The organism is Streptomyces sp. H39-C1 (assembly GCF_027158125.1).
In the GTDB taxonomy this organism is placed as follows: domain Bacteria; phylum Actinomycetota; class Actinomycetes; order Streptomycetales; family Streptomycetaceae; genus Actinacidiphila; species Actinacidiphila fildesensis.
Genome location: NZ_JAPVLS010000056.1, coordinates 19,779 through 45,238, shown reverse-complemented (window position 1 = coordinate 45,238; position 25,460 = coordinate 19,779). Strand labels below are relative to the sequence as shown.

At 72.5% G+C, this 25,460-nt stretch carries 26 protein-coding genes and 1 pseudogene; 16 read left to right on the top strand and 11 right to left on the bottom strand.

Annotated features, from left to right (window positions below; genetic code table 11):
* Positions 1 to 13 precede the first annotated feature (13 nt).
* Positions 14 to 1,513 (bottom strand): SDR family oxidoreductase, encoded by a 1,500-nt coding sequence (locus tag O3W51_RS30920; RefSeq protein WP_138357361.1) that lies wholly within the window; start codon positions 1,511 to 1,513, stop codon positions 14 to 16.
* 283 nt (positions 1,514 to 1,796) lie between these two features.
* Between O3W51_RS30920 and O3W51_RS30915 the strand changes: the two genes are divergently transcribed.
* The 6 genes from O3W51_RS30915 (at position 1,797) to O3W51_RS30890 (ending at position 6,462) form a co-directional block, all read left to right on the top strand.
* Positions 1,797 to 2,552: an SDR family oxidoreductase gene (locus O3W51_RS30915; protein WP_138357362.1), complete on the top strand. Its 756-nt coding sequence runs from the start codon at positions 1,797 to 1,799 to the stop codon at positions 2,550 to 2,552.
* A gap of 93 nt (positions 2,553 to 2,645) precedes the next feature.
* Entirely contained in the window at positions 2,646 to 3,554 is a 909-nt protein-coding gene (locus O3W51_RS30910) for an SDR family oxidoreductase (protein WP_138357363.1), read from the top strand.
* A 78-nt stretch (positions 3,555 to 3,632) separates the two neighbouring features.
* Positions 3,633 to 3,959, top strand: coding sequence for a nuclear transport factor 2 family protein (locus O3W51_RS30905; RefSeq protein WP_138357364.1), 327 nt, complete (start codon positions 3,633 to 3,635; stop codon positions 3,957 to 3,959).
* Positions 3,960 to 4,014: 55 nt separating this feature from the next.
* Entirely contained in the window at positions 4,015 to 4,764 is a 750-nt protein-coding gene (locus tag O3W51_RS30900) for a TetR/AcrR family transcriptional regulator (protein WP_187144782.1), read from the top strand.
* Between the two features lie 109 nt (positions 4,765 to 4,873).
* Positions 4,874 to 5,227: a YciI family protein gene (locus O3W51_RS30895; RefSeq protein ID WP_138357366.1), complete on the top strand. Its 354-nt coding sequence runs from the start codon at positions 4,874 to 4,876 to the stop codon at positions 5,225 to 5,227.
* Positions 5,227 to 6,462 carry an RNA polymerase sigma factor gene (locus tag O3W51_RS30890; protein WP_138357367.1) on the top strand — a complete coding sequence of 412 codons (1,236 nt, stop codon included), beginning with the start codon at positions 5,227 to 5,229 and terminating at the stop codon, positions 6,460 to 6,462. Before O3W51_RS30895 ends, O3W51_RS30890 begins: the two co-directional genes overlap by 1 nt.
* Before the next feature lie 52 nt (positions 6,463 to 6,514).
* Here the strand turns inward: O3W51_RS30890 and O3W51_RS30885 are convergent, their stop codons facing one another.
* A complete protein-coding gene (locus O3W51_RS30885) occupies positions 6,515 to 7,579 on the bottom strand; it encodes an SIS domain-containing protein (protein WP_138357368.1) in 1,065 nt (354 codons plus the stop codon).
* Positions 7,580 to 7,669: 90 nt separating this feature from the next.
* Positions 7,670 to 8,677 carry an NAD-dependent epimerase/dehydratase family protein gene (locus O3W51_RS30880; protein ID WP_138357369.1) on the bottom strand — a complete coding sequence of 336 codons (1,008 nt, stop codon included), beginning with the start codon at positions 8,675 to 8,677 and terminating at the stop codon, positions 7,670 to 7,672.
* 116 nt (positions 8,678 to 8,793) lie between these two features.
* On the opposite strand from O3W51_RS30880, the gene O3W51_RS30875 reads away from it, so the two are divergent.
* The 3 genes from O3W51_RS30875 (at position 8,794) to O3W51_RS30865 (ending at position 10,744) form a co-directional block, all read left to right on the top strand.
* Positions 8,794 to 9,687, top strand: a complete 894-nt coding sequence (locus O3W51_RS30875; RefSeq protein WP_138357370.1) for an LLM class flavin-dependent oxidoreductase — start codon at positions 8,794 to 8,796, stop codon at positions 9,685 to 9,687.
* Positions 9,688 to 9,791: 104 nt separating this feature from the next.
* Positions 9,792 to 9,935 (top strand): hypothetical protein, encoded by a 144-nt coding sequence (locus tag O3W51_RS30870; RefSeq protein WP_203725176.1) that lies wholly within the window; start codon positions 9,792 to 9,794, stop codon positions 9,933 to 9,935.
* 110 nt (positions 9,936 to 10,045) lie between these two features.
* Positions 10,046 to 10,744: a class I SAM-dependent methyltransferase gene (locus O3W51_RS30865; protein WP_138357371.1), complete on the top strand. Its 699-nt coding sequence runs from the start codon at positions 10,046 to 10,048 to the stop codon at positions 10,742 to 10,744.
* Positions 10,745 to 10,769: 25 nt separating this feature from the next.
* Here the strand turns inward: O3W51_RS30865 and O3W51_RS30860 are convergent, their stop codons facing one another.
* Positions 10,770 to 11,687, bottom strand: coding sequence for a LysR family transcriptional regulator (locus O3W51_RS30860; protein WP_138357372.1), 918 nt, complete (start codon positions 11,685 to 11,687; stop codon positions 10,770 to 10,772).
* A gap of 73 nt (positions 11,688 to 11,760) precedes the next feature.
* On the opposite strand from O3W51_RS30860, the gene O3W51_RS30855 reads away from it, so the two are divergent.
* The gene (locus tag O3W51_RS30855; protein WP_138357373.1) at positions 11,761 to 12,747 is read left to right on the top strand and encodes a DMT family transporter; all 987 of its coding nucleotides are present in this window, start codon (positions 11,761 to 11,763) and stop codon (positions 12,745 to 12,747) included.
* Positions 12,748 to 12,766: 19 nt separating this feature from the next.
* Here O3W51_RS30855 and O3W51_RS30850 read toward each other — a convergent pair whose 3' ends face one another.
* Complete coding sequence (locus tag O3W51_RS30850; RefSeq protein WP_138357374.1) at positions 12,767 to 14,098, bottom strand: aminotransferase class I/II-fold pyridoxal phosphate-dependent enzyme; 1,332 nt, start codon at positions 14,096 to 14,098, stop codon at positions 12,767 to 12,769.
* 35 nt (positions 14,099 to 14,133) lie between these two features.
* Between O3W51_RS30850 and O3W51_RS30845 the strand changes: the two genes are divergently transcribed.
* Positions 14,134 to 14,805, top strand: coding sequence for a pyridoxamine 5'-phosphate oxidase family protein (locus O3W51_RS30845; protein WP_138357375.1), 672 nt, complete (start codon positions 14,134 to 14,136; stop codon positions 14,803 to 14,805).
* Positions 14,806 to 14,857: 52 nt separating this feature from the next.
* Positions 14,858 to 15,508 carry an FMN-binding negative transcriptional regulator gene (locus tag O3W51_RS30840; RefSeq protein ID WP_138357376.1) on the top strand — a complete coding sequence of 217 codons (651 nt, stop codon included), beginning with the start codon at positions 14,858 to 14,860 and terminating at the stop codon, positions 15,506 to 15,508.
* Positions 15,509 to 15,566: 58 nt separating this feature from the next.
* On the opposite strand, the gene O3W51_RS30835 is transcribed toward O3W51_RS30840, so the two are convergent.
* The 4 genes from O3W51_RS30835 to O3W51_RS30820 all read right to left on the bottom strand — a co-directional run bounded on the left by O3W51_RS30835 (position 15,567) and on the right by O3W51_RS30820 (position 19,151).
* The gene (locus O3W51_RS30835; RefSeq protein WP_269287812.1) at positions 15,567 to 16,544 is read right to left on the bottom strand and encodes a DMT family transporter; all 978 of its coding nucleotides are present in this window, start codon (positions 16,542 to 16,544) and stop codon (positions 15,567 to 15,569) included.
* A 237-nt stretch (positions 16,545 to 16,781) separates the two neighbouring features.
* The gene (locus O3W51_RS30830; protein WP_138357377.1) at positions 16,782 to 17,738 is read right to left on the bottom strand and encodes an EamA family transporter; all 957 of its coding nucleotides are present in this window, start codon (positions 17,736 to 17,738) and stop codon (positions 16,782 to 16,784) included.
* A gap of 12 nt (positions 17,739 to 17,750) precedes the next feature.
* Positions 17,751 to 18,263 carry a Clp protease N-terminal domain-containing protein gene (locus O3W51_RS30825; RefSeq protein ID WP_269287811.1) on the bottom strand — a complete coding sequence of 171 codons (513 nt, stop codon included), beginning with the start codon at positions 18,261 to 18,263 and terminating at the stop codon, positions 17,751 to 17,753.
* A 225-nt stretch (positions 18,264 to 18,488) separates the two neighbouring features.
* A complete protein-coding gene (locus O3W51_RS30820) occupies positions 18,489 to 19,151 on the bottom strand; it encodes a pyridoxine/pyridoxamine 5'-phosphate oxidase (RefSeq protein WP_138357378.1) in 663 nt (220 codons plus the stop codon).
* A 94-nt stretch (positions 19,152 to 19,245) separates the two neighbouring features.
* Here O3W51_RS30820 and O3W51_RS30815 point away from each other — a divergent pair, with 94 nt between their 5' ends.
* Positions 19,246 to 19,785 (top strand): HAD domain-containing protein, encoded by a 540-nt coding sequence (locus O3W51_RS30815; RefSeq protein WP_164297900.1) that lies wholly within the window; start codon positions 19,246 to 19,248, stop codon positions 19,783 to 19,785.
* Positions 19,786 to 19,882: 97 nt separating this feature from the next.
* Positions 19,883 to 20,311: a type II toxin-antitoxin system Rv0910 family toxin gene (locus O3W51_RS30810; protein WP_138357380.1), complete on the top strand. Its 429-nt coding sequence runs from the start codon at positions 19,883 to 19,885 to the stop codon at positions 20,309 to 20,311.
* A gap of 92 nt (positions 20,312 to 20,403) precedes the next feature.
* Here O3W51_RS30810 and O3W51_RS30805 read toward each other — a convergent pair whose 3' ends face one another.
* The gene (locus O3W51_RS30805; RefSeq protein ID WP_164608363.1) at positions 20,404 to 22,689 is read right to left on the bottom strand and encodes a glycoside hydrolase family 3 N-terminal domain-containing protein; all 2,286 of its coding nucleotides are present in this window, start codon (positions 22,687 to 22,689) and stop codon (positions 20,404 to 20,406) included.
* Between O3W51_RS30805 and O3W51_RS48960 the strand changes: the two are divergent.
* A pseudogene (locus O3W51_RS48960) lies at positions 22,571 to 23,839 on the top strand (LacI family DNA-binding transcriptional regulator); the annotation flags it as partial. The gene O3W51_RS30805 and the pseudogene O3W51_RS48960 overlap by 119 nt on opposite strands.
* Before the next feature lie 18 nt (positions 23,840 to 23,857).
* Here the strand turns inward: O3W51_RS48960 and O3W51_RS30800 are convergent.
* Entirely contained in the window at positions 23,858 to 24,460 is a 603-nt protein-coding gene (locus O3W51_RS30800) for a PadR family transcriptional regulator (protein WP_138357383.1), read from the bottom strand.
* 137 nt (positions 24,461 to 24,597) lie between these two features.
* Here O3W51_RS30800 and O3W51_RS30795 point away from each other — a divergent pair, with 137 nt between their 5' ends.
* Complete coding sequence (locus tag O3W51_RS30795; RefSeq protein WP_138357384.1) at positions 24,598 to 25,428, top strand: PhzF family phenazine biosynthesis protein; 831 nt, start codon at positions 24,598 to 24,600, stop codon at positions 25,426 to 25,428.
* Positions 25,429 to 25,460: the final 32 nt, after the last annotated feature.

The following is a 25,460-nucleotide window of genomic DNA, read 5'->3' as shown; positions in this document are numbered from 1 at the left end:
GGCGCGGGCGGCGTCACTTGCTCCCCCGCCCCCTCGCCGCCGCCTCGGAGATGTTGCGGGCCATGCCGCCGAAGACCACCGCGTGGAACGGCGCCACGCTCCACCAGTAGAGCTGACCGGCCAGACCGTGTGGATGGAACAGCGCACGCTGGCGGAGGAGCGTGGCGCCCGCGTCGTCCTGGTCGACCGACAGTTCCAGCCAGGCCAGGCCGGGCAGCCGCATCTCGGCGCGCAGCCGCAGCAGACGGCCCGGTTCGATCGCCTCGACCCGCCAGAAGTCCAGCGAGTCCCCGACCCGCAGTCGCGCGGTGTCGCGGCGGCCCCGGCGCAGCCCGACGCCGCCGGCCAGCCGGTCCAGCCAACCCCGTACCGCCCAGGCGAGCGGGAACGAGTACCAGCCGTTCTCGCCGCCGATGCCCTCGATCACCCGCCACAGCGCGTCCGGCGGGGCGTCCACCGTGCGTTCGCGCCGGTCGGTGTACAGACTGCCGCCGGCCCAGTCCGGGTCCGTGGGCAACGGGTCGCTGGGGGCTCCGGGCACCGCGGCGGACGACCAGCGGGTCGGGACGTCGGCGTCCCGCAGCCGTTTGAGGGCCAGGCGCACCGAGTCGTCGAAGCCGGTCCGCCCGATGGGCGGGTCGGGCACGTAGCGCGCCAGGTCGTTCTCCGAACAGACCACTTCGTGCCGCAGTGACTCGGTGAGCGGGCGGGCGATGGAGCGCGGCACGGGGGTGACGAGGCCGATCCAGTGGCTGGACAGGCCCGGCGTCAGGACCGGTACGGGGAGGATCAACCGCCGTGGCAGGCCGGCGACGGCCGCGTACCGCTGCATCATGCCCCGGTAGGTGACGACGTCCGGGCCGCCGATGTCGAAGGTCCGGCTGACATCGGGCGGCAGGGTGGCGGCGCCGACGAGGCAGTGCAGCACGTCGCGGACGGCGATCGGCTGGATGCGGGTCCTGACCCAGCTCGGGGTGACCATCAGCGGCAGTCGTTCGGTGAGATAGCGCAGCATCTCGAAGGAGGCCGAACCGGAGCCGATGATCACCGCGGCCCGGAGGACGGCGGTGGGCACCCCCGAGCCGAGCAGGATGTGCCCGACCTCGGCGCGGGACCGCAGATGCGCGGAGAGCTCCGACTCCGGGACCCCGTTCGGCGTCAGCCCGCCCAGATAGACGATGCGCCGCACTCCGGCGGCGCGGGCCTGCTCGGCGAAGAGCCGGGCGGCCCGGCGGTCGGTCTCCTCGAAGCCACGTCCGGTGCCCAGCGCGTGCACCAGGTAGTACGCGGTGTGCACGCCCTCGAACGCGGAGCGCAGCGAGTCCGCGTCGGTCACATCGCCCCGAACCGTCTCGACCCGATCGGCCCAGGGGTGGTCACGGAGCTTCTCCGGCGTGCGGGCGAGGCAGCGTACGGCGTACCCGGCGTCGAGCAGCTCGGGCACGAGCCGGCCGCCGATGTATCCGGTGGCTCCGGTGACCAGGCAGCGGCGGGTGCTTTCGTCTTCGGGCATACGGGAATGCCTACCCGGCCTTCGTCGGCAATCACAGCAGGTGGGCGGCGGGGTGCTTTCCCGATGGCCTTCACGGCGCCTTTCACGGCGGCTTTCACAGCGGATACGTGACGGCTTCCGCGGCGGCTTCCGCGGACCGGTGCTGAAGGCCGGGTTCGCAGGGTTCGCCGGGCGCGGCGTAACAGCGCTACGTTTGAGGGTAGCGTCGATACCTCTTTGGTGTTAGCGTTGCTGTTGTCGGGTGGCGAAGGACGCCGCCCCAGCCGAATCAGGGAGCACCGCCATGAGCGCGCAGACCACCACCTCCAAGTCTTCGAACCGGGTCGCGATCGTCACCGGCGGCTCCCGCGGCATCGGCCGGCAGAGCGCCGAGCGACTGGCCGCCGACGGATTCGCCGTCGTCGTCAACTACGCCGGGAACCAGGCCGAGGCCGACGCGACGGTGTCGGCCATCACCGCCACCGGAGGGCGGGCGGTCGCCTTCCGCGCCGACGTCGCCGACGAGGTCTCGGTCTCGGCCCTCTTCGACACCGCCGAGAGGACCTTCGGCGGAGTCGACGTCGTCGTGCACGCGGCGGGTGTCATGACGCTGGCACCGCTGGTCGACACGGATCTGGACGCCCTGGACCGTATGCACCGCACGAACATCCGCGGCACCTTCGTCGTCGACCAACAGGCCGCCCGCCGGCTGCGCGGCGGCGGGGCGATCATCAACTTCTCCAGCTCCGTGGTGGGACTGGCCATCCCCGGCTACACCGCCTACGCCGCCACCAAGGGCGCCGTCGAGGCGATGACCCTGATCCTCGCCCGGGAGCTGCGCGGCCGGGACATCACCGTCAACGCGGTGGCCCCCGGACCGACCGCCACCGCGCTGTTCCTGGACGGCAAGGACGAGGAGACCATCGCGCGGATGGCCGCCCAGGCGCCGCTGGAGCGCCTCGGCACCCCGCAGGACATCGCGGAGGTCGTCTCCTTCCTCGCCGGCCCCGCCCGCTGGGTGAACGGCCAGGTCGTCCGCGCCAACGGCGGCATCGTCTGACCGGCGCCCCGGCCTTCCCTTCCGCGTTCCTCCTCCGCCCCTTCCGCCTTTCTCATCCGCTTTTTCGCGCTCGACCGACCGAGGAGTTCTGCCATGGGCAGCACCATCGTCATCACAGGAGCCGGTTCCGGTTTCGGAGCCCTGGCCGCACGGGCGCTGGCCCGCTCGGGCCACACCGTCTACGCCGCCATGCGCAACACCACGGGCCGCAACGCCGGCCGGGTCGCCGAAGCCCGGCAGTACGCAGCCGAGCACCACGTGGCCCTGCGCACCGTCGAACTCGACGTCCTCTCCCAGGAGTCCGCCGACGCGGCCGTCGCCACGATCCTGGCCGAGGCGGGCACTCTGGACGTCGTCATCCACAACGCCGGCCATATGGTCACCGGCCCCACCGAGGCGTTTACCCCCGAAGAGCTCACCGCCGTCTACGACACCAACGTGCTCGGCACCCAGCGGGTCAACCGCGCCGCCCTCCCCCATCTGCGGGCGCAGCGGCACGGCCTCGTCCTGTGGATCGGCTCCACCAGCACCCGCGGCGGCACCCCGCCGTACCTCGCCCCGTACTTCGCCGCCAAGGCCGCCATGGACTCACTCGCCGTCAGCTACGCCGCCGAACTGGCCCGCTTCGACATCGAGACCTCCATCGTCGTCCCCGGCTCCTTCACCTCGGGCACCAACCACTTCGCCACGGGCGGGCACCCGGCCCAGCAGGACATCGTCGACGCCTACGAGGAGCACTACGCCGGCCTCATGGACCAGGTCTCCCGACGACTCGCCGACCTGGCCCCGGCCGATGCCGACGTCTCCCAGGTCGCGGACGCCATCGTCGACGTCGTCAACGCGCCGCACGGCACGCGGCCGTTCCGCGTCCACATAGACCCCGCGGGCGACGGCGCCGAAGAGGTCAGCGAGGTCGCCGACCGCATCCGCGCCGAATTCCTCGCCCGGATCGGCCTCGGCGACCTCCTCCACCCGCACACCGACCCGCACACCGCCGAGTAGCACCCCGGCGCGAGCGCGGAGACCATGAGACCGTCCCCGCTCCGCCCCGACCGGCCCGTATCGGACAAGGAGAACACCATGACCACGACCGAACTGCACCCCGCCGTCCAGCGCGCGGTGGACGCCGCCAACGCCGGTGTCACCGACGATTTCCTCGACAGCTTCACCGCGGACGGCGCGGTCGACGACTGGGGCCGCGTCTTCGCCGGACGCGAGGCCATCCGGGGGTGGAGCGACAAGGAGTTCATCGGGGTGGACGTCAGCCTGGACGTCACAGCGGTGCGCCGGTCGGGCGACACCGAGACCGTCAGCGCGACGGTGGGCGGGAACGGCTTCAACGGTCCCTCCGACTTCGCGTTCACGGTGGCCGGCGACCGGATCTCCCTGATGCGGATCACCGGATGACGACCGGCCTGCCGCGGCGCGGAAAGGCCGCCACCGCACGTAGCACCGCTACGCCATGCTTGATAGCGTTCCCTTTGTGAGTACCCGAGCGCGCATCCTGGAAGTGGCGGCCGACCTGGTCGCGGAGTCTCCGGACGGGGACGTGTCCACGCGAGCGGTGTGCGAGGCCGCGCAGGTGGGCGCCCCGGCGCTCTACCGGTACTTCGGGGACAAGGAAGGGCTGCTGTCGGCCGTCGTCGACCACGGCTTCGACAAGTACCTGGCGACGAAGCGGCGGCACCGCGCCGGTGCCGACCCCATCGAGGATCTGCGCAACGGCTGGGACAGCCATGTGGAGTTCGCCCTGCAGAACCCGAACCTGTACCGGCTGATGAACTCCCCCGCGATGCGCACCACTCCGGCTGCGGCGCTGGAGTCCCATCAGATCCTCACCCGGGACCTGGAGCGGGCGGCGGCACTGGGCAAACTGCGGCTCGCCCCCGAGCTGGCCGCCCAGATAGTGATGTCGGCCAACGTCGGCGTGGCCCTGATGCTCGTCGCCCGGCCCGCGACCTTCACCGATCCGAGCACATCGCATCGCGTCCGTGACGCCGTGCACGCCTCCGTCTTCACCCCGGACGTGTTCGGCACCCGGGCCGCCCCGGACGGCTCCGCCGGCGGCCAGGACGACGCGCGGCTGCAGTCGACCGCGAGCCGGTTGAACGCGCTGTTGCGCCAGTCGCCCGACCAGGCACTCAGCGTCGCCGAGACGGTCCTGCTGACCGAATGGCTGGACCGGCTGTCGAACACTCCCCAGCACCGGTAGTCGCAGAAATCCGCAGGTGTTCTCGCCGCGGTGTCGATCCGGGCCCGGGCCGTTCGTATAGGGAGTGAGAAGCCGGCACGAGGCCGGCGGAACGACCTAGGAGGACACCATGCCGCAGTACCTGCTCAGCGTGATGCAGCCCGAAGGGGAGCCGCCCGCCCCCGAGGTCCTGCAGGAGATCATGCGGAACGTGGACGCTCTGCACGAGGAGCTGAAGGCCGCCGGAGCGTGGGTCTTCTCCGGTGGTCTGCACGCCCCGAGCACCGCCACCGTCGTCCGTCTCCAGGACGGTGAGGTACTCACCACCGATGGCCCGTACCTCGAGGGCAAGGAGTATCTCGGCGGCCTGTCCATCATCGAGGCGCCCGATCTGGACGCCGCGCTGGAATGGGGCCGCAAGAGCGCCCGGGCGACCACCCTCCCGATCGAGGTACGCCCCTTCTACTGGGAAGCCACCGGCTGATGCCTGACCTGCCGGCCGTCCCCTCCCCGGACGTCGAACAGGTCTTCCGTGCGGAATACGGCCGCTCGGTGGCGGTCCTGGTCCGCGTCTTCGGCGACATCGACATCGCCGAGGAGGCGGTCCAGGACGCCTTCACCACGGCGCTGGAACGGTGGCCGTCCGCCGGGCTGCCACCGAGCCCGGCCGGCTGGATCATCACCACCGCACGCAACCGGGCGATCGACCGCCTCCGCCGGGAGGCGTCCCGCCAGGACCGGCACGCCCAGGCCGCTCTGCTGCACGCCCGCGACGAACCGCCCGAGGAGGGCCCCGTGCGCGACGACCGGCTCCGTCTGATCTTCACCTGCTGCCACCCGTCGCTCGCCACCGGAGCGCAGGTCGCCCTGACGCTCCGGCTCCTGGGAGGCCTCAGCACCACCGAGATCGCCCACGCCTTCCTGGTCCCGGAGCCGACCATGGCCCAGCGGCTGGTGCGGGCCAAGGGCAAGATCCGTGACGCCCGGATCCCCTACCGGGTCCCTTACGAGGCGGACCTTCCAGGCCGGCTCCGGGCCGTACTGGCCGTCGTCTACCTCATCTTCAACGAGGGCTACACGGCGAGTTCGGGCGACCGGCTGGTCCGCGAGGACCTGTGCGCGGAAGCTCTGCGGCTCGGACGGCTGCTGGCCGAACTCATGCCGGACGAGCCCGAGGTCATGGGGCTGCTCGCGCTCATGCTGCTCACCGAGTCCCGCTGCCGGGCCCGCTCCGCCCCGGACGGCGGACTGGTCCCGCTGGACGAGCAGGACCGGGCCCTGTGGGACGGCGCCCTTGTGACCGAGGGACAGACCATCGTCCGGCAGTGCCTGCGGCGCGGCCGGCCCGGCCCGTACCAGGTCCAGGCGGCCATCAACGCCGTCCACAGCGACGCTCCGAGCACGGCCGCCACGGACTGGCGGCAGATCCTGCAGCTCTACGACCAGTTGCTGACGCTCACCCCGACCCCCGTCGTGGCTCTCAACCGCGCGGTCGCGGTGGCCGAGGTCGAGGGACCGGAGACCGCGCTCGCCCTCGTCGACGAGCTCGGCCTCGACAGATACCACGTGTTCCACGCCATCCGGGCCGATCTGCTGCGGCGGTTGGGCCGCACCGCCGAGGCGCGGTCGGCGTACGAGGCGGCGATCGCACTCACCGGGAACAAGCCGGAGAACGACTTCCTCACGCGCCGGCAACGGGAACTCGGCCCGGACCGCTGATCAGCGGTCGGGGGTTGGGGGTCGGCGGTCGGTGACGTTCGGTCAGTGGCGTTCAGTCGAGCGCCGTCGGGGCCGGCGGGGCGATCGCGAAGTCCGCCGGGTCCACGCCGCCCTGCTTCGTGTCGTCGTTGGCGAAGACGAACGACTCGATGGAGATGTTCCGTTCGTCGCTGAGCGCCGCCACCAGCTCCTGCATGACGACGGTCTCCAGCACCACGCGGACACTCGGCGGCACGTCGGGCAGCCGCACCACCCCGAGGTCGGCGCCGCCGTCGACCGGCCGGGTGGTGACGAGCAGCGTGAGGTGCCCGGCACCCGAGAGGGAGCGGGCCAGGGCGACCTCACGGCCGTCCCCGAAGACGATGTGCAGGGTCCGGCCCGCGGACTCCATCTCGCCGTGCAGATAGTTCCTGGTGACGGAGGCGGTGGCCGGCATCCGGACGACCTCGCGCAGCAGCAGCGCACCCTCCTCGGCGGCGGCCCGTGACGCACCCGACGCGACGACGTCGGCGGCCACCCGGCGCGCGGCGCGGGCCCGCAGCGGGTCGATCACCTCCGCCGCGTCATGACGAACGGCCGCCGCCAGCGCCGCGATCCCCTGCCAGGGATCGTCCGCGCCGATCCGGCCCGTCATCGCCCCGGCGATCAGGTCCAGGGCGACGACCGCTCCGGTGAATCCGATCGTCGAGGCGTACGAGTCGGGCTCGTTGCCGAGATCGACCGTCATCTCCGCGAGGTCGCCCAGCGGGGACGGCATGACGTTCAGCAGGGCTACGCGCGGCACGTCATTCGCCTCCTTGAAGGCCGCGAGGGTCTCCGAACTGCGGCCGCCCTGCGACACCCCGATCAGCACATCGACGTCGAACCCGGCGGTGCCCCGCTCGATCTCGCTGGAGAGCACCCGCTGGGTGACCACACCCCGGGCACGCAGCAGGTCGACCGCCACACCCAGCGCCGCGTACGAGGCGCCGATCCCCGCGAAGAGCGGGCGCTCGGCGGCACGCAGCCGCTCGAGGCCCGCCCCCTCGAACTGCCCGCGCACATGCGCGACCACCCGCTCCAGCGCGTTCGGCTGGTCGGCCTGCCCCTGGAGGAAGGTAATTCGCGATCCGGACATCCTCGCGGTTCCTTTCGTACGTTCCCACGCCGTAGGAGGAAGGTACGGGAGCCGTCGGCGGCGGACGGCCGAGTCGGGTACGGAAGTTGTCTACGCCCCGCCCGGGTTGGGGTTCCCCCCGCGCAAAGCCTTCGCCTCCTTCTCCGGGTCCAGTCCGAGCGCGGGCCGGTCCGGCCGCTGCGGCGCGGTGCCGCCCAGGGACCGGAGCCAGGTCCAGGTGTCGGCCACCGTCTCCTCGACGGGGCGGCAGCGCAGTCCCGCGGCGAGCGCCTTGGAGACGTCCGCGCGGTGCATGGCGTCGTGGACCTCGCCCGGTGGCAGCCAGACCGGGAGCTCCATCCATGGCTCGATGCCGGCCGCGAGGATCGTCTCCGGATCGGTCCAGCGCAGTTCGGCGTCCGAGCCGGCGACCCGCACACACGCCTCCAGGAGCTCGCCCATCGTGGTGTGCCCCGGCGGGCTCACCAGGTTGTACGGGCCGCCGAGCCCCTTCACGGCGGCGTCCAGCGTCCAGGCCGCCAGGTCCCGCGCGTCGATGTACTGCAGCCCCAGGTCCCGCGGGCCGGGCGCCAGCACAGTTCCGCCGCGGGCGATCCGCCCCAGCCACCACGGCAGCCGTCCGATGTTCTCCCCTGGCCCGAGGATCAGCCCGGCCCTGAGCAGCAGCGCCCGCTCGCCGAAGGCCGCCAGCGCCGCCAGCTCCCCGCCTCGCTTGGCCTGGGCGTACTCCACCTCGCCGTCGTCGGGGGACGCGTCGACGAGCGGCCCGTCCTCGGTGAGGCCGGCGGGCGACGGGAACGCGTACACCGACCGGCTGGACACGTAGGCGTAGGACCCGGCCCGGCCGGCGAGCAGCCGGCCCGCGTCGCGCACCGCCGACGGCGCACCGGACCAGGTGTCGACGACGACGTCCCACTCGCCCCGGTCCAGCGCCGCCAGACCGCCCTCCGCGGTCCTGTCGCCCAGCAGTGTGGCGACCCCCGGCGGCGCCGCATGGCGTCCGCGGTGGAACGCCGTCACCTCCCAGCCCCGTTCCAACGCCTCGTCGGCGACCGCGCGCCCGACGAACTCCGTCCCACCCAGCAGCAGAATCCTCATGCGGATCACCCTGCCCCCGGACCGGCCCGGCGGTAGCCGTTCCATGCTCACAGCGGAATCGCCCACAGCGGAATGCGGCTGTGCGGGCCCGGCCTGCAGCGTCGTAAGGTCGGGGTATGCGACTGAGCACTGTGATCCTTCCCGTGTACCGCTGGACCGAGGGCCGGGAGGTGTGGCGGCGGGCCGAGGACCTCGGCTTCGACACCGCCTACACCTACGACCACCTGTCCTGGCGGACCTTCCGGGACGGGCCGTGGTTCGGCGCGGTACCCACCCTCACCGCGGCCGCGACGGCCACCGAGCGGCTGCGGCTCGGCACGCTCGTCACGTCGCCCAACTTCCGGCACCCCGTGACGCTGGCGAAGGACCTGATCACGCTCGACGACGTCAGCGGAGGACGGATCACGCTGGGCATCGGCGCGGGCGGCTCCGGGTTCGACGCGACCGCGATGGGCCAGGAGGCGTGGACACCGCGCGAGCGCGCGGACCGCTTCGGTGAGTTCGTCCCGCTGCTCGACCGGCTGCTCACCGACGACGTGGTGTCGTACGAGGGCGAGTTCTACTCCGCGCACGAGGTCCGCAACATCCCCGGCTGTGTGCAGCGGCCCCGGATCCCCTTCGCGGTGGCCGCCACCGGGCCGCGCGGACTGAAGCTCGCCGCGCGCCATGGGCAGGCCTGGGTCACCACCGGCGATCCGAAGCTCTTCGAGACCGGCACGCCCGAGCAGTCGCTGGAGGCCGTCCGCGGCCAGATCGCCAAGCTCGGCGCGGCCTGCGACGAGATCGGCCGGAACCCCGCCGAACTGCACAAGACCATGCTCACCGGCTTCACCCCGGACCGCCCGCTGGACTCCTTCGACGCCTTCACCGACTTCGCCGGCCGCCACGCGGAGCTGGGCATCGACGAGATCGTCATCCACTGGCCGATCCCGGACTCCGACTTCGCCGCCGACCCCAAGCTCTTCGAACGCATCGCCACCGAGGGGCTCGTCCAGCTCGCCACACCGTAGCAACACAGGACAATCCGGGCGGAGAGGCCGATGTCGTCGCGTCCGATCCGCCCCAGTACGGCGATTCACGTGCGCACCTGGCGTCTCAGTGCGCACACTTGGTTGTGCGCTCAACGATTGACCCCGGTGCTTCCCCGCACGGTTCCGGCCGTCCGGCAGACGTGCACCCGCACACCGGCCTGGCCGGGGTCATCCATGCCGCGCCCCACCGGCGCACCCAGCCGACCGAGCACGCCGAGCACGGCTAAGCCCCTGGCGAACGAGCGGTACCCGTGGGTCCTCCGGGGAAGGTTCGGGCCCAACAGCGGCCGGACCACCGGCCGCTGTCCCGGAGGTACGTGACACGCGGAGGTTCCCCATGGCCCCGACTGCGGCATACGACAAGATCGCCGACTGGTACGAGCAGGAGTTCCTCGGTGGGCGGCAGGCGGGGACCGGGACCGGCGAACCGGTCGCGGACGTCGATCCGCTGGGCATCCACCGCGCCACACGCGAACTGCTGGGTGCGGGAAGCGGCATCTGCCTGGAGATCGGCTGCGGCACCGGGACCCATGCCGAACGGGTCCGCGCACTGGGCTGGACGCCCGTCGGCGTTGACCTCTCCGCCGGCATGCTGCGGCACGCGCGCGGCCGGCTCCCCATCGCGCGGGCCGACGCCGAGCGGCTGCCGATAGCGGCCGGTTCGGTGCCCGCCGTCATCTCGATGATGGTCCACACCGACATGCCCGGATACCCGGCGGTGCTGCGCGAGGCGGCCCGGGTGCTGCGTCCCGGCGGGGTGCTGGTGCACGTCGGCGTGCACCCCTGCTTCTGCGGCGGCTTCGCCGACCGCGCGGACCCGGACGCGGTGGTGATCGGTCCCGGCTACCGCGACGGGCACTGGACCAAGGCGTCCTGGACGAGCGCGGGAGTGCGCGACAAGGTCGGTGCCACGCACTACCCGCTGCCCGACCTGATGCACGCGTTCCTCGCGGCGGGCCTGGTGCCCGAACAGTTCACGGAGGGCGGCGCACCGACCCCGACCGTCCTGGCCCTCCGCGCCCGCAAGCCCGAGTGACCGCCGGTGACGTGAACGGCGCGCGTCAGACCGTGGACGCGGCGAGTGCGGCGCCCGCTGAGGACTGCAGGGCTTCGACCGCGGCACGGATCGCCGGGCGGCGGTCGGCGTCCTCGCGCCAGACGGCGTAGACGTGGCGGTGCATGGTGTGGCGGACGGGGACGACGCTCACGCCGTCGGGGACCGGGCCGCGGCCGAGGCGGGGGGCGACCGCGACGCCGAGGCCGGCCGCGACCAGGGCGAGCTGGGTGTGGTGTTCCTCGGCGGAGTGCGACAGGCGGGGCTCGATGCCCTTGCCGCGCAGGGTGAACATGAGCCAGTCGTGGCAGAACTCGCCGTCCGGCCAGGAGACCCAGTCGTCGTCCGCGAAGTCCTCCAGCTCGATCTGCGCCCGGCCGGCGAGCGGATGGTCCGACGGCATCGCGACATCGGCGATGTCGTCCAGCAGTGGCGCCTTGGCGAGGCCGGAGGGCAGGGACAGCGGTCTGTTGTACCAGTCCAGGACGACGGCGAGGTCCATGTCGCCACGCACCACCCGGGCCACAGAACCGGCCGGCTCCATCTCCTGCATCCGGGGCCGCAACTGGGGGTGGTCCCGGCGCAGGGCCGCCAGCGCCATCGGCAGCAGCCCGCGGGCGGCGGTCGGGAACGCCCCCAGGACGACCTCACCGACGGCCGCTCCCCGGTGCGCCTCGAGATCGGAGTGCGCCAGTTCGACCAGCGAGAGGATGCGTTCCGCATGTCCGGAGAGCAGCCGGCCGGCGTCGGTGAGGCGGACGCCGCGGCCGTTCTTGGCCAGCATCTGCTGACCGGTCTCGCGCTCCAGCTTGCCCATCTGCTGGGAGACGGCCGAGGTCGTCACATGCAGGACGTCGGCGGCGGCGCTGACCGAGCCGTAGGTGGCGATGGCATGCAGGATCCGGAGGCGCTCCAGGTTCAACATGTAAGGGATTCTACGCGTTCCATCGTACGTAAACTCGCTTGTTCTACGGAATCAAATCCGTCATCTTAGGAGCATGAGCGTCCCCGCCGGCCTTCGGCCCGCCTCCGCCACCGCCGCGCCCGCTCCGATACCGGAGGCGCCACCGGTCGCCCGCCGCGCGGTGGACTGGCGGATCCGGTTCGCCGTCCTGGGCCTCATCTGGGGCTTCAGCTTTCTGTTCATCAAGGTCGGCACGGAGGCGTTCGCACCCCTTCAGGTGACACTGGGCCGGATGGTCTTCGGCACGGTCGTGCTGGTCGCCGCCCTGCTCGTCAAGCGCGACCGGCTGCCGCGCGGGAAGCGGACCTGGCTGCATCTGACGGTCGCCGCACTGCTGCTCAACGCGCTGCCGTTCTCACTGTTCGCCTACTCCGAACTGACCATCCCCTCCACGCTCGCGGGGATCTGCAACGCGACCACCCCGCTGTGGAGCATGGTCGTCTCGGTCGTCGCGCTCTCCGAGGACAAGCCGACGCGGCAGCGGTTCGCGGGGGTCGGCCTCGGCTTCGTCGGCGTGCTGACCGTGCTCGGCGCCTGGCAGGGCTTCTCCGGCCAGGACCCGGCGGGCACCGCCATGGCCCTGATCGCCGCGGCCAGTTACGCGGTCGGCTGGGCGTACGTACGCCGCACCCTGGCCGGGTCCGGCAACTCCAACCTCGCGCTCTCCAGCAGCCAGCTGCTGCTCGGCACGGTCCAGCTCGCCCTGGTCACACCGTTCTTCACCTCCGTGCCGGCCTCGTTCCCGATCCTGTCGGTGCTCTCGGTCGTCGCGCTCGGCGCCCTCGGCACCGGTATCGCGTTCCTGCTCCAGTACGGGCTGGTCGCCGAGAAGGGCCCGACGATCGGCGCGATGGTCACCTATCTGATCCCGGTCGTCGCGACCGCCGCGGGCGTACTGCTGCTCCATGAGCGGCTGGGCTGGAACGAGCCGGTCGGCGCGGCCGTCGTCCTGGCCGGCGCCGCCCTCACCCAACTGCGCCCCCGCCGTTCCCGACCGGCCGCCGGTACGACTCAGCCGTAACGCCGCAGCCTGAGCCGTCTCAGCCGTAGCGTCCCGCGCCCGACGCCCCGACCACCCGGGCGACCGCGTCCGCGAGCGGCACGATGTCGGCGTCACGGAGCGCGGAGACCGTGAGCCGCACGCCCGGGGAGGACGCGAGCCGGAAGCGGGCGCCGGGGGCGGTGGCCCAGCCGGCCTGCAGCAGGCCGGCCACCGCACCGGTCTCGTCGGAGACCGGCACCCAGACGTTCATGCCGCTGCGCCCATGGGCCGCGATGCCGCGTTCGGCCAGGGCCAGGACCAGGGCGTCGCGCCGCCGGCCGTACGACGGCGCCACCACCCGCGGGTCGACCGCGCCGGACTCCCACAGGTGCACCACGGCGCGCTGCAGCAGATGGCTGACCCAGCCGGCGCCCAGCCGGTAGCGGCCCTGAACGCGGTCGACGGTGACCGGGTCGCCGGTGAAGACCGCCAGGCGCAGATCCGGGCCGTACGCCTTGGCCGTGGAGCGCACCAGCACCCAGTGCGTGGTGACGCCCGACAGACAGTGCAGCGGCAGGTCGACCAGTCCGTGCACATGGTCGTCGTCGACCACCAGCACCTCGGGATGGCGCGCGAGCACCTCGCGCAACTCCCGGGCGCGGTCCGCGGAGATCGCCGCGCCGGTCGGGTTCTGGCCGCGGTCGGTGACGACGAGAGCGCGTACGCCGGCCAGCAGCGCCCGTGCGACGTCCGCGACGACCGGGCCGTCGTCGTCGACCCCGACCGGCACCGCGCGCAGCCCGAGAGCCGGCGCCAGGTCCAGCACACTCCCCCACCCCGGGTCCTCGACCGCCACGGCGTCCCCCGGGCGCAGATGGGCCGCCAGCACCCGTTCGATGGCGTCGAGCGAGCCCGAGGTGAGTCCGATGGGGCCGTCGGGCACCCCGTCCCGGTCGAAGGCCGCGCGGGCGAGAGCGCTCAACCCGGCGTCGACGGCCGGTCCGCCGTAGAGCGCCGGGTTCTCGGCGTTACGGGCCACCGCCGCCGCGAACGCCGCGTCGAGCGGCGGCAGCAGCGAGACGTCCGGATTGCCGTTGGAGATGTCCCGCGTCCCCGGCGGCACATCGATCCGGATCTGGTCGCGCGAGGTGGTGGCGGGCCGGGAGCGCACCCGGCTGCCGCGCCGGCCTGCCGTCTCGATCACCCCGCGGTCGCGCAGCAGCCGGTAGGCGGCGGCCACCGTGTTGGGGTTCACGTCCAGTTCCTGGGCCAGTTCACGCAGCGGCGGCAGCGCCGCGCCCGGCTTGAGCGCGCCCTCGCCCACCGCCCGCTCGATGTCGGCGGCAATACCCGATGCGCCCCGGCCTGTGATTCGATACTCTCCTAGCACAAAGTTGATTATGCACTAGTTCAAAGGATTGCGCCATGGCCGACACAGCCGCCCCCACCGTCCCCGCCCCTTCGTACGAGGCGACGGAACGCACCGTCCCCACCCGGATACGGGAGCGCGCCGCCTACGACCGTGACACCGTCCACGCGATCCTCGACGAGGGCTATCTCTGCCACCTCGGATTCATCCGCGACGGCGCCCCCGTCGTGCTGCCCACCCTCTACGGCCGGATCGGCGAGCGGCTCTACGTCCACGGCTCGACCGGATCGCGCCCGCTGCGCGGCGCGAAGGACCCGGGGCTGGCCGTCTGCCTGACCGTCACCCACCTCGACGCCCTCGTGCTGGCCCGTTCCGCGTTCCACCACTCGATGAACTACCGCTCGGTGGTGGTGCACGGCACCGCCCACCAGGTCACCGATCCGGCGGAGCGCGCCGAAGCGCTGGACGCGCTGGTCAACCAGGTGGTGGCCGGCCGCGCGGACGACTCGCGCCGGGCCAACGCCAAGGAGCTCGCCGCGACCACCGTCATCCGGCTCGACCTCCTGGAGGTGTCGGCGAAGGTCCGCACCGGCGGCCCGAACGACGAGCCGGAGGACACCGGACTGCCGTACTGGACCGGGATCGTGCCCGTCACCAAGGTCTACGGCGCCCCCGTTCCGGCCGACGACCTCGACCCGGCCGTCGCCCTGCCCGCCTACCTCGCCTGAGCCTGAGTCTGTGCTGAAACCTGAACCAGAACCTGACCCTGAGGGACCCGACATGCTCATCCACCCCTGGGACGCACCGCAGGACGACACCGAGTGGCAGACCTGGCTCGCCGCCCACGACTTCGGGCAGCTGGCCGTCAACGGCCTGCCAGGCGAACCCCCGTTCGTCCAACCGCTGCACTTCGCCTACGACCCGGAGCGCAACGAGGCGTTCACCCACCTCGCCCGCCCCAACCCGCTGTGGCACGCCCTCGAGGCGAACCCACGGGTGACGCTCAGCGTCGTGGACGACTACACGTTCATCCCCGGCCCCTGGCACGCCCCCGAGGGCGTGCCCGCCGAGCACGGCACCCCGACCAGCTTCTACGCCGCCGTCCAGCTGCTGTGCACGGCGCATGTCATCGACGACGAGGCGCAGAAGGCCGCCGTGCTGCACCGTCAGCTCGCGCACTTCCAGCCGGCCGGCGACTACGCGCCCGTCGCCCCGGGACAGGCCCCGTTCGGCCGGATGCTGCCCGGGATCCGCGGCATCCGGCTGGAGGTGACCGAGGTCCGCGCGAAGTTCAAGTACGGCGGCAACAAGCCCCGGCAGATGCAGCAGCGGGACGCGGAGCGCCTCGCGGAGCGGGCCGCCCCGCACGACGAGGCGGCCCGCGCCCACCAGCTGCGCCGGCTGGCGGCATCCGACCCGGACCGCGCCTAGGTCACGAGCCTGCGCGCACCCGCCACCGTCGTCCGGTGTCGGCGCGCACCCCCGGCGGTCATCCCGTGCCGGCCGCCGCGCGGCGGCCGGCCGAGGCCAGCCGGGCCTCCTCCAGGCCCAGCGCCGTCACGGCGCCGAGCAGGATGACGGTGCCCAGTACGGTCGCGCCGGTCAGCTGTTCGCCGAGGACGACGACGGCGATGGCCGCCGCGGAGACCGGTTCGATCAGTGCGATGACGGAGACCGTCGCCGCCCGGACCACCGCGGCGCCCGCGAAGTACAGCCCGTAGGCGAGTGCGGTCGGCACGGAGGCCAGATAGACCAGCAGCCACAGGGTGTGGCCGAGGTCCGTGCCGCGCGGCCACAGCCCTTCCGCCAGGGCGAGCGGGAGCAGGGTCACGGCGCACACCGCGAAGGCCCACAGCGAGGTCATGAACGGGTCGCCGCCGTCACCGCCGCGGCCCATCCAGCGGGTCAGCAGCGTGATGCAGGCGTAGCCGGACGCGGACAGCAGCGCGAGCCCGACCCCGGCCGGGGCCACGGACCCGCCGCCGTTGCCCAGGACGAGCACCGCGAGCCCCGCCAGAGCGCCGGAGACGGCCACGGCGCCGCCGCGGCCGAGCCGTTCGCCCATGATGAGACGGGCGACGACCGCGATGATGACCGGGCCCGCACCCAGGGTGACGACGGTCGCGACGGCCAGTCCCGTCGACTCGACGGCTCCGAAATAGGCGGTCTGGAAGACCGTCAGGCCGAGACCGGTGGCCAGGATGCGCAGCACCGCACGCCGCCGGGGTTCCTTCCTGGCCGGTGTACGGACGGCGCCGCGACGGCGGCGGACCAGCCGGACGAGCAGCAGCAGCGCGAAGCCGCCGGCGGTGCGCCAGAAGGCCAGGGTGACGGGGCCGAGGCCGCTGCTCACTAGGAGCAGCGCGGCGGCGGCGCCCGCGGTGCCCCAGGCGGTGGCGGCGAAGGTGACGTAGAGCAGGCCGCGTCCGACGGACGGGGCAAGGGTGTGGCCATGGTTCGACGGCACGAGTGTTCTCCCGCGGAGGACTTGAGATGGTCGCGTGGTCCCGTGTGCGGGCAGCCGCGACCTGCTCGGGTACGTGCCCGAGCCGGGTCGTCCGTGGGGTGGCAGCCCGCCTAGGCGGCGGGCGGCGGCAGAACGGTGAGGTGCATGATCGTCACCTTACGAGGTGCGGACGCGCCCCTACAAGGCGGTTCCGAGGCGCGAGATCCGGGGACCCGGGGCTCGGAGCAGGGGCCGTCCTCAGACCAGATCGGGCTGCGGCAGCGGCTCGGCCACCGGTTTGCTCCCACCGCTCTGGGTGGTGGTCTGGGCGACGAACGCACCCGCCAGCACCAGCGTTCCGCCGATGATCTGCGGGACGCCCAGGTGCTCACCGAGCAGGATCCAGGCGAACACGGTCCCCACCACCGCCTCCAGACAGGCGACCACCCCGGCCACCTGCGGGGTCAGCTTGCGCACGGCCAGCACCCCGGTCAGATACGCGACGACCGTCGCCACCAGGACGATCCACCCGACGAGCAGCACCGCGGGCACCTGCTTGTCGCCGAGCGCGGCCTGATGGCCCAGCACTGCCCAGTTCATCCCCCACGGCCGCGCCACCACGGTCATCACCGCGGCGCCGATCAGCAGCCCGAAGGCGATGACGGCGATCGGGTCGGGGGCGTCCTCGCCCTCCGTGCCGTGGTCGGCCAGGACGAAGTAGCTGACCTGGCAGCAGGCCGCGCCGAAGGCGAGCAGCAGACCGAAGGCGTCGAAGGCCAGCCCCGACCACACCTCGACCACCGAGGCCATGCCGCCGACCGCCAGCACCACCCCGATCGCCGCCGCCCGGCTCACCGGCCGGCGCTGCACGAAGCGCACCCAGCCCAGCAGCAGGGCCGGGCCGAGGAACTCGACGAGGATCGCGACGCCCACCGGGATCCGGGATATCGCCGCGAAGTAGAACGTCTGCACACCCGCGATGGCGAGCAGGCCGAAGCCCGCCAGGAGTCCGGGGCGCTGCCGCAGCAGGGCGCGATGGCGCAGCGCGACCGGCAGCATGATGAGCGCCGCTCCCGCCACGCGGAGCCACACCACATCGAGCGGGTCGAGCCCCGCCTCGATGAGCGGTTTCGCCGCTACTCCTGAACCACCGAACGCGAACGCCGACGCCAAGGCGAGCCCCAGCCCCGCGTTCCTCCCCTGAGACGCATGCATCGGGCCATGATGTCAGCTCGCGACAGGTCCTTCGTCCAGGTAGCGGCTGACGTCCAGACCGGCGGTCCGCAGTACCTCGACGGCGCGGCTGTGCGGGTCGGCGGCCAGCGCGTTGAGCAGATCGATCCCGTCGGCCTGGCCGCGGCCTCCACGCTGGGCCGAGCGCACGGCCGTGCGCATCGCGGCGGCGGCCGCCGGACTCCAGCCCGGGGTGCTCCGCGCGGTGACCACCGGCAGCGCCCCGGAGTCCTCCACCGAGCCCTGCCACTCCAGGCCGTAGCCGATGCTGCGCTGCGCCAGGTACCCGAGGACGCGCACCACCTGCCCGCTGCCCGCGTCGCACACGTCACGGGCCCGGGGGTCGGTCTCCAGCAGCGAGTGCAGCAGATGCGCGGTGTCGATCTGCCGGTCCCCGTCGCGCCCGGCCCGCCGCCGGGCACTGGCCGCCACCGTGCGCAGCTCCACACCGAACCGCGCGTCGTTGTCGGGGTGGGTCAGGTCCAGGGGCCGGGCTTCGCTGTGCACATACCCCACCCCATCAGGGCGGGGAGGCGGGAACATCCCCGCCAGGGGCCATGTGCGCATCCCCCCGAAGGCGGGGTCGTCCGGCCGGCCTCATCCCGGAGGATGACTCACGGCCGGACCCCTCATGACCGGACCACTCCTGACCCAACCGCTCATGACCCAACCGCTCATGACCTAACCGCTCATGACCGGACCGCTCATGACCGGACGCTCATGACCGGACGCTCACGGCCACAGCAGTCCCCGCTTCCAGTCGTCGCCCTGCCGGGCGTAGTGCAGCCGCACATGGAAGCTGTCCGGGTCCCCCTGGAAGAACTCCATCTCGTCGGCCCGCAGCCGGTAGACGGTGTGCCCCGCCGGAACGGCCTGCGGGTCGGCCGCGACCAGGTCCGCGGCCCGCCGCCGCTCCTCGTCGTACGCGCCGGGCCCGGCCAGCGGGGCGCTCATCCGTCCGGTGAACCCGGCGATCCGGGAGGCCTCGCGGCGGCCCAGGAAGTCGCCGCGCGCGATCCCGGCGTCCAGGGCCTCGACGGGGCCCGCCGCCCGGATCTGCCGGCCCTGGCGCGGCCAGTACCAGCTCAGCGCCGCGTGCGGGTTGGCCGCCAGGTCGTGGCCCTTGTGGCTGGTCGCGTCGGACGCGAACACGAATGTGCACGCGTCGGCGCCCAGGCCGCGCAGCATGAGGACCCGCGCCGAGGGACGCCCGTCGCGGTCCGCGGTGCTGAGTGTCATGACATGCGGTTCCGGCACACCCTCGTCCAGCGCCTCGTCCAGCCAGCGGGCGAACTGGCGCCCGGGAGAGGGGTCCGCGCCGTCCGGGTCGAACCGCGGCAGGGGTCCGGCCAGCACCGGAACGGCGCGCAGCCGGGCCGGCAGTTCCTCGTCCATATGTCCTCCTGTTGAGCGCGCAACCACCATGGCCCCGATCCTCGTCCCTCACAGGCACGAGTAACCGCCTGCCCCGCCCTGGGGAAGGAGAGCGATGGCCAAACCGCTGCTTTTCCTCGACATCGACGGAGTCCTCAATCCGGTACTGCCATCGGCGGCATTCACCGCGTACGACATCCTGGACCACACCGTGCTGCTCTCCGCCGCACACGGCGCGTGGCTGCGCGAGTTGTCCGCGGTCTACGAGCTCACCTGGGCCAGCACCTGGGAGCACGAGGCCAACCGGCACATAGCCCCGCGGCTGGGCCTGCCGGTGCTGCCGGTGGTGGAGTTCGGCCGCTACCGCCCGCGTCCCGGCGATCCGCGGCTGCCGCGCGCGGACCTGTTCACCGGCCGGAAGTGGGCGCCGATCCTGCGCCACGCCGGCGGCCGTCCGTTCGCCTGGATCGATGACGTCATCCCCCGCCGGCTCGCCCGGCAGGCGCGTTTCCGACCCGACCGGGTGCTGCTGCGGATCAATCCCGGGCACGGTCTGAACCGGGGTCATGTGGACCGGTTACTGAGCCGCGGGCCGCTGCCGACCCGCAGCGTACGGCTGGCCCGCCGGGAATCTCTGACGGTTCATCAGTTCTGACACTTCATCAGTATTGAATGTTCGGGCCGCTGCGACTACGTTCCGCGACACCGTCGCTGCGCGCGAGCCGCAGCGCCTTCGCACAAGGAGTGATCGCATGGCCGAAGTCTCCGCACAGGCGCGCATCGCGGCCCCGGCCGAGAAGGTCTGGAGGCAGCTGACCGACTTCGCGTCGTACGGCCAGTGGAGCGCCACCCACACGAGTTTCCCGAAGGGAGGCCCGGCGCCGCTGGCGGCCGGTGCCACCTATCAGGAGAACATGAAGATGATGGGCTTCCCGGCCGAGGTCACCTGGACCGTGGAGGCCCTGGAGGCCGAGCGGGTGCTGGGCATCGCGGGCAAGGGCCCGATGGGTGTCAACCTCAGCATGCGCTACACCCTGACGCCCGACGGCGACGCCACCGAACTGCGGATCGACAGCAGCTTCGCCGGCGCGGCCGTCGCCATGATGGCGGGCAAGCTCAAGGACTCGGCGACCGCCGCCCTCAACGAGTCGCTGCGCAAGCTGGCCGGGCTCGTCGAGTAGCGACGGCAGGGCCGGGCGCACGAGCGGCTCCGGTGCGGACGGACGGGTGCGGGGCGGCGGCAGGGACCGACCGCCGCCCCGCACCCGCCGGCTCAGCGCACCGTCACCGCCGCGCTCTTGTCGCCCGCCGAGAAGGTGTACGCGCCGCGCTCGACCTTCTGCGCGCCCGCGCCGTCCAGGTCGCCCGGCGTGACCGCGAGGGTTCCCGGCGACACCTGCAGCCGGACCGTACGGGTCTCCCCCGCCGCCAGGTGCACCTTGGTGAAGGCCACCAGCCGGGTCGCCGGCGTCAGAACGTCGCTGGTCGGCCGTGACACGTACACCGGCACCACCAGATCGCCCGCCTTGCCGCCGGTGTTGGAGACGGTCACCTTGACACCGACCGGGTCACCGGCCCGTACCACCGCCTTGTCGGCCGTGATCGCGCCGAAGGCGTAGGAGGTGTACGAGAGACCGGCGCCGAACGGGTAGGCCGCGTCGTACGAGGACTCCGGCCCGCCGTTGGTGCCCGGCAGCTGCTGGTAGTACAGCGGCTCGTTGCCGATGTGCTTCGGCCAGGAGACCGGCAGCCGGCCGCTCGGGTTGACCGCCCCGAACAGCACGTCGGCGATTCCGTGCCCGCCCTCGCTGCCCGGCAGCCAGGACATCAGCAGCCCCTGGGTGCCGTCCGCGTCGCCGAGCGCGAGCGGCCGGCCCGCGATGACGACGGTGACGACGGGCTTGCCCGCCGCCTTCAGCGCCTTGACCAACGCCTGCTGGTCCGCCGACAGTTCGGGCCGCGGGCTGTCCGCGGCGCCTTCCGCCGCGGCCTTCTCGCCGACGACCACGACGGTCAGATCGGCGTCCTTGGCCTGCGCCACCGCGTCGTCGGCGCTGGTGGCCCGCACCACCTCGGTGCCCGCGGGCGCCGCCTCCTTGATCCCCGCCAGCACGGTCGTGCCCGGCAGCGTCACACCTTCGGGGACGCCCTGCCAGCCGATGGTCCAGCCACCCGCCTGGTCGTTGATGTCATCGGCGTAGGAACCCGCCACGACGATCTTCTTGGCCGCCGGGGAGATCGGCAGCACCCCGCCGTCGTTGCGCAGCAGCACCTGCGACTCGGCGGCCGCCTTGCGCGCGAGGGCCTTGTCCGCCCCCAGCACCGCGGCGTCGGCCTTGGCCGCGTCCACGTAGGGGTGCTCGAACAGGCCGAGCTCGAACTTCATCCGCAGGATCCGGCCGGCCGACTCGTCGATGCGCTTGACCGAGACCAGCCCGCGGTCGACAGCGGTCTTCAGGCCGGTGCTCCACTCCTTGGCGAAGTACGGCTCCATGGCCATGTCCAGGCCCGCGTTGACCGCGAGGGCGATCGCCTCGGGGTAGTCGGCGGCGAGCTTGTACTTCGTCTGCAGCGCCCGGACGTCCTCCCAGTCGCTGACCGTGACGCCCTTGAAGCCCCACTGGTCGCGCAGCACCTTGGTGAGCAGGTACTTCGAGGAGGTCGCGGGGACGCCGTTGATGGCACCGGAGTTGACCATCACGGTCTTCGCACCGGCCTGCACGGCCTGCTTGTACGAGGGCAGCAGGGTGTCCTGCAGATAGCGCATGGAGACGTCCGCGGGCACCCGGTCGTGGCCGTTGGCCGGCTCGGAGTAACCGCCGAAGTGCTTCACGGTGGCGACGACGTGCTTGGCGCCGTTCGCCGTGTCGATGCCGGTGACGCTCGCGGCGGCCAGCGTCCCGGCCAGCAGCGGGTCCTCGCCGAACGTCTCGTAGTAGCGGCCCCAGCGCTGGTCGCGGGCGAGGTCCGCGACGGGCGCGAAGTTCCAGTCGATGCCGGTCGCGGCGACCGAGCGCGCCGTGGAGGCTCCCGCCGCCCGGACGGTGGCCGGGTCCCAGGTGGCGCCCAGGCCGATCTGGTGCGGGAAGACGGTGGCGCCGAGCACGTTGTTGTGACCGTGCACGGCGTCGACCCCGTAGAGCACCGGGATGTGCAGCCGCGAGTTGTCGACGGCGTACTTCTGCACCGTGTTGACCATCTTCGCCCACTCGGCGGGCGTGTTCACGGCGGGGCCCATGCCGCCGCCGGAGAGGATCGAGCCGGCCGCGTAGTCGCCCAGCACCGACTTCATGCAGGTCTCGTTGAGGGCACCGCCGCTCCATTCGCAGTCGCCCTGGACCCGCGCGACCGCGATCTGGTCCATCTGCCCGATCTTCTCCTCCAGCGTCATCCGCTTCAGGAGGTCCTTGACGCGCAGATCGATCGGCGCCCTGGCGTCGGTGTACTGGGCCGAGCTGCCGGCGGTGGCCGGTACCGCGCCGACCGCGGCGACACAGGCCGCGGCGGTGGCCAGGGTGACAAGTGCTCTGAAGCGGGTCCTGGGTGACTTCATTGGCATCGCGCGTGGCATCGCAGCATCCCGTTTCTGTCGGGCCCCGGTGGCGGAGCCGCGTTACGTAAACGTTTCCGGTGCGCCGGAAGTCTGTCTTCGCCATGACACATCGTCAAGACTGTGTGCAGCACACACCCTCGCCACTCCAGGAACAGGTGCAATCGCCGTGAACATCCGCGAACTGGCTCTCCGCAGCGGTGTTTCGACCGCTACGGTCTCCCGCGCGCTCAACGACCGGGCCGAGGTGAGCGAGGCGACCCGCGACCGTATCCGGCGGCTGGCCAGCGAACTCGGGTACGCCCCGAACGAACCCGCCCGCACGCTGGTGCGGCGCCGGTCCGACACCATCGGCCTGGTCTGGGACACCGGCTACGAGACCCTCGGTTTTCAGCATCCCTTCCTGCAGGGCCTGTTGAGCGCGGTGCGCAACGCGCTGTCCGAGGCCGACTACCACCTGATGCTGCTGACCACGTCGGGTCCCGGCGACGCCGACACCACCTATCTGCAGGCGGTGCGGCGGCACAACCTCGAAGGCGTCGTCGTGCTGGGCACCCCCGCCGACAACCGCGCCCTGCGGGCCCTCGCCGCCTCCGACGTCCCGTGTTCCGGGATCGACGTCGCGCTCAGCGGCCCCCGTACCGTCCGGGTCACCTCCGACAACGCGGCCGGCGCGGCGGCCGCCGTGGAGCACCTGTACACCCAGGGGCACCGCCGGATAGCCACCGTCACCGGCCCGTTGTACCTGCCGCCGGCCGCCGAACGGCTGGCCGGATTCCGGGAGGCGTGCGCCCGGCTCGGACTGGACGTGCCCCCGGAGTACGTGGTCACGGGGGACTTCTTCCTCAACAGCGGCCAGGACGCGGTGCGCACCCTGCTCGCCACGGAGCAGCCGCCCACCGCGGTCTTCGCGGCCGGCGACCAGATGGCGATCGGCGCGCTGCACGCGGCCGCGGACGCGGGGCTGTCGGTACCCGGCGATCTCGCGATCGTCGGCTTCGACGACATCGACGCGGCGTCGCTGGTCCGCCCGGCCCTGACGACCGTCGCCCAGGACCAGCGCGCGCTGGGGTCGGCGGCCGTCAAGGCGCTGCGCGGACTGCTCGACGCCGATCCGGCGGAGCCGGCCGAGCCGTGGATCGTGCCGACCCGGCTCGTGGGTCGGACTTCTCCGGCCTCAGTCCTCTTCGGCGAGGATGAGGTAGAGCTTCTTACGGGCTTCGTTGACCACGGCCAGCGCCTTCTCGCGCTGGGCGGGCGTACCGGTCGACCAGACCTGCTTGAAGGCCTCGACGAGCCCCCCGCCGGCCTTCCGGATCTCGTTCATGGCATCCCAGTCGACGCCCCGGCCGGCCTCTTCCCACGGGGCCTCGGGCCCCGCTTCGGATTCGGTCCGGCCGGCGTCGGTGAGCGTGAACAGCTTCTTGCCACCCTCGCTCGCGCTGGTGATCAGGCCCTCGTCCTCCAGCAGCTGCAGCGTCGGGTACACCGAGCCGGGGCTCGGCTTCCACGCGCCGCCACTGCGTTCGGCGATCTCCTGAATCATTTCGTAGCCGTGCATCGGCCGGTCCTTGAGCAGCGCAAGGATCGACGCGCGTACATCGCCGCGCCTCGCCCGGCCCCGGGGGCCGCCCCGACCGCGCCCGCCGGGGCCGCCGAAGGGGCCACCCCCGAAGGGCGGTCCGAACGGTCCGAAGGCCGCACGGCGCTGCTCTCCTCGTTCTCCCCGGCCATGGTGGCCGGGTCCGCGGTGTTCGTGTTCATGTCCTTGGGAACGCATGGTTACGCTCCTTCCATCGTTGATCGGTCGCGATGCTTCAACGATATATCGGAAGCGTTCGTTCGGCAACCCTCTTCCGGGCCACCTCCCCTCGATTGGCTCTGGCCTGCGGCGTTACCGCTGCCTACGGTCGTCCCATGCGGATTCGAATCGTCGACGCCTTCACCGACCGGCCCTTCGCCGGTAATCCGGCCGGAGTCCTGCTCCTGGACGGCGCCGCGTTCCCCGACGACGGCTGGATGCAGCGGGTCGCCTCCGAGGTCAACCTCTCCGAGACCGCCTTCGCACACCGCCTCGACGGCACGGCGGACGCCACGGACGCCGACTGGGCACTGCGCTGGTTCACGCCCGCGGCCGAGGTCGCCATGTGCGGGCACGCCACGCTCGCCACCGCGCATGTGCTGTTCTCCACGGGCGCCGCCACCTCACTGGTGCGCTTCGCCACCCACAGCGGAGTCCTGAGCGTCCGGCCCGCCGACGGCGGTGCGCTCACCATGGACTTCCCCACCGCGCCGCTCACCGCGGCCACACCACCGCCCGCCGTGGCGCTAGCGCTCGGCGCGGAGCCGCTGGCCGGGTACGACACCGGCCCGGACGTCGGCGACCTGCTGGTCGAGCTGGCGGACGAGGCGGCCGTGCGCGCCCTCACCCCGGACTTCGCCGCGCTGGCGGCCCTCGGCCCGCGCGGAGTCATCGCCACCGCCGCGGCCGAAGACCCCTCCCGCGGCTACGACTTCGTCTCGCGCGGATTCTTCCCCGCCGTCGGCATCGACGAGGACCCGGTCACCGGCAGCGCCCACACCGCCCTGGCGCCGTTCTGGTCCGCCCGGCTCGGCCGTACCGAACTCACCGGCCTGCAGGTCTCCGCACGCAGCGGTTTCGTCCGCACCGAACTGCGCGGCGACCGGGTACTGCTCACCGGTACCGCCGTGACCGTCATCGACGGCGAGCTGCACGCGGCGCCGTAGCCGTCCCGGCCGCGTCGGGGACGGCGGCGCCA

Bases quoted from the DNA above. Each gene is read 5' to 3' on its own strand.
- O3W51_RS30920 (WP_138357361.1), bottom strand. From the start codon at position 1,513: ATGCCCGAAGACGAAAGCACCCGCCGCTGCCTGGTCACCGGAGCCACC.
- O3W51_RS30915 (WP_138357362.1), top strand. From the start codon at position 1,797: ATGAGCGCGCAGACCACCACCTCCAAGTCTTCGAACCGGGTCGCGATC.
- O3W51_RS30910 (WP_138357363.1), top strand. From the start codon at position 2,646: ATGGGCAGCACCATCGTCATCACAGGAGCCGGTTCCGGTTTCGGAGCC.
- O3W51_RS30905 (WP_138357364.1), top strand. From the start codon at position 3,633: ATGACCACGACCGAACTGCACCCCGCCGTCCAGCGCGCGGTGGACGCC.
- O3W51_RS30900 (WP_187144782.1), top strand. From the start codon at position 4,015: ATGCTTGATAGCGTTCCCTTTGTGAGTACCCGAGCGCGCATCCTGGAA.
- O3W51_RS30895 (WP_138357366.1), top strand. From the start codon at position 4,874: ATGCCGCAGTACCTGCTCAGCGTGATGCAGCCCGAAGGGGAGCCGCCC.
- O3W51_RS30890 (WP_138357367.1), top strand. From the start codon at position 5,227: ATGCCTGACCTGCCGGCCGTCCCCTCCCCGGACGTCGAACAGGTCTTC.
- O3W51_RS30885 (WP_138357368.1), bottom strand. From the start codon at position 7,579: ATGTCCGGATCGCGAATTACCTTCCTCCAGGGGCAGGCCGACCAGCCG.
- O3W51_RS30880 (WP_138357369.1), bottom strand. From the start codon at position 8,677: ATGAGGATTCTGCTGCTGGGTGGGACGGAGTTCGTCGGGCGCGCGGTC.
- O3W51_RS30875 (WP_138357370.1), top strand. From the start codon at position 8,794: ATGCGACTGAGCACTGTGATCCTTCCCGTGTACCGCTGGACCGAGGGC.
- O3W51_RS30865 (WP_138357371.1), top strand. From the start codon at position 10,046: ATGGCCCCGACTGCGGCATACGACAAGATCGCCGACTGGTACGAGCAG.
- O3W51_RS30860 (WP_138357372.1), bottom strand. From the start codon at position 11,687: ATGTTGAACCTGGAGCGCCTCCGGATCCTGCATGCCATCGCCACCTAC.
- O3W51_RS30855 (WP_138357373.1), top strand. From the start codon at position 11,761: ATGAGCGTCCCCGCCGGCCTTCGGCCCGCCTCCGCCACCGCCGCGCCC.
- O3W51_RS30845 (WP_138357375.1), top strand. From the start codon at position 14,134: ATGGCCGACACAGCCGCCCCCACCGTCCCCGCCCCTTCGTACGAGGCG.
- O3W51_RS30840 (WP_138357376.1), top strand. From the start codon at position 14,858: ATGCTCATCCACCCCTGGGACGCACCGCAGGACGACACCGAGTGGCAG.
- O3W51_RS30830 (WP_138357377.1), bottom strand. From the start codon at position 17,738: ATGCATGCGTCTCAGGGGAGGAACGCGGGGCTGGGGCTCGCCTTGGCG.
- O3W51_RS30820 (WP_138357378.1), bottom strand. From the start codon at position 19,151: ATGGACGAGGAACTGCCGGCCCGGCTGCGCGCCGTTCCGGTGCTGGCC.
- O3W51_RS30815 (WP_164297900.1), top strand. From the start codon at position 19,246: ATGGCCAAACCGCTGCTTTTCCTCGACATCGACGGAGTCCTCAATCCG.
- O3W51_RS30810 (WP_138357380.1), top strand. From the start codon at position 19,883: ATGGCCGAAGTCTCCGCACAGGCGCGCATCGCGGCCCCGGCCGAGAAG.
- O3W51_RS30805 (WP_164608363.1), bottom strand. From the start codon at position 22,689: ATGCCAATGAAGTCACCCAGGACCCGCTTCAGAGCACTTGTCACCCTG.
- O3W51_RS30800 (WP_138357383.1), bottom strand. From the start codon at position 24,460: ATGCGTTCCCAAGGACATGAACACGAACACCGCGGACCCGGCCACCAT.
- O3W51_RS30795 (WP_138357384.1), top strand. From the start codon at position 24,598: ATGCGGATTCGAATCGTCGACGCCTTCACCGACCGGCCCTTCGCCGGT.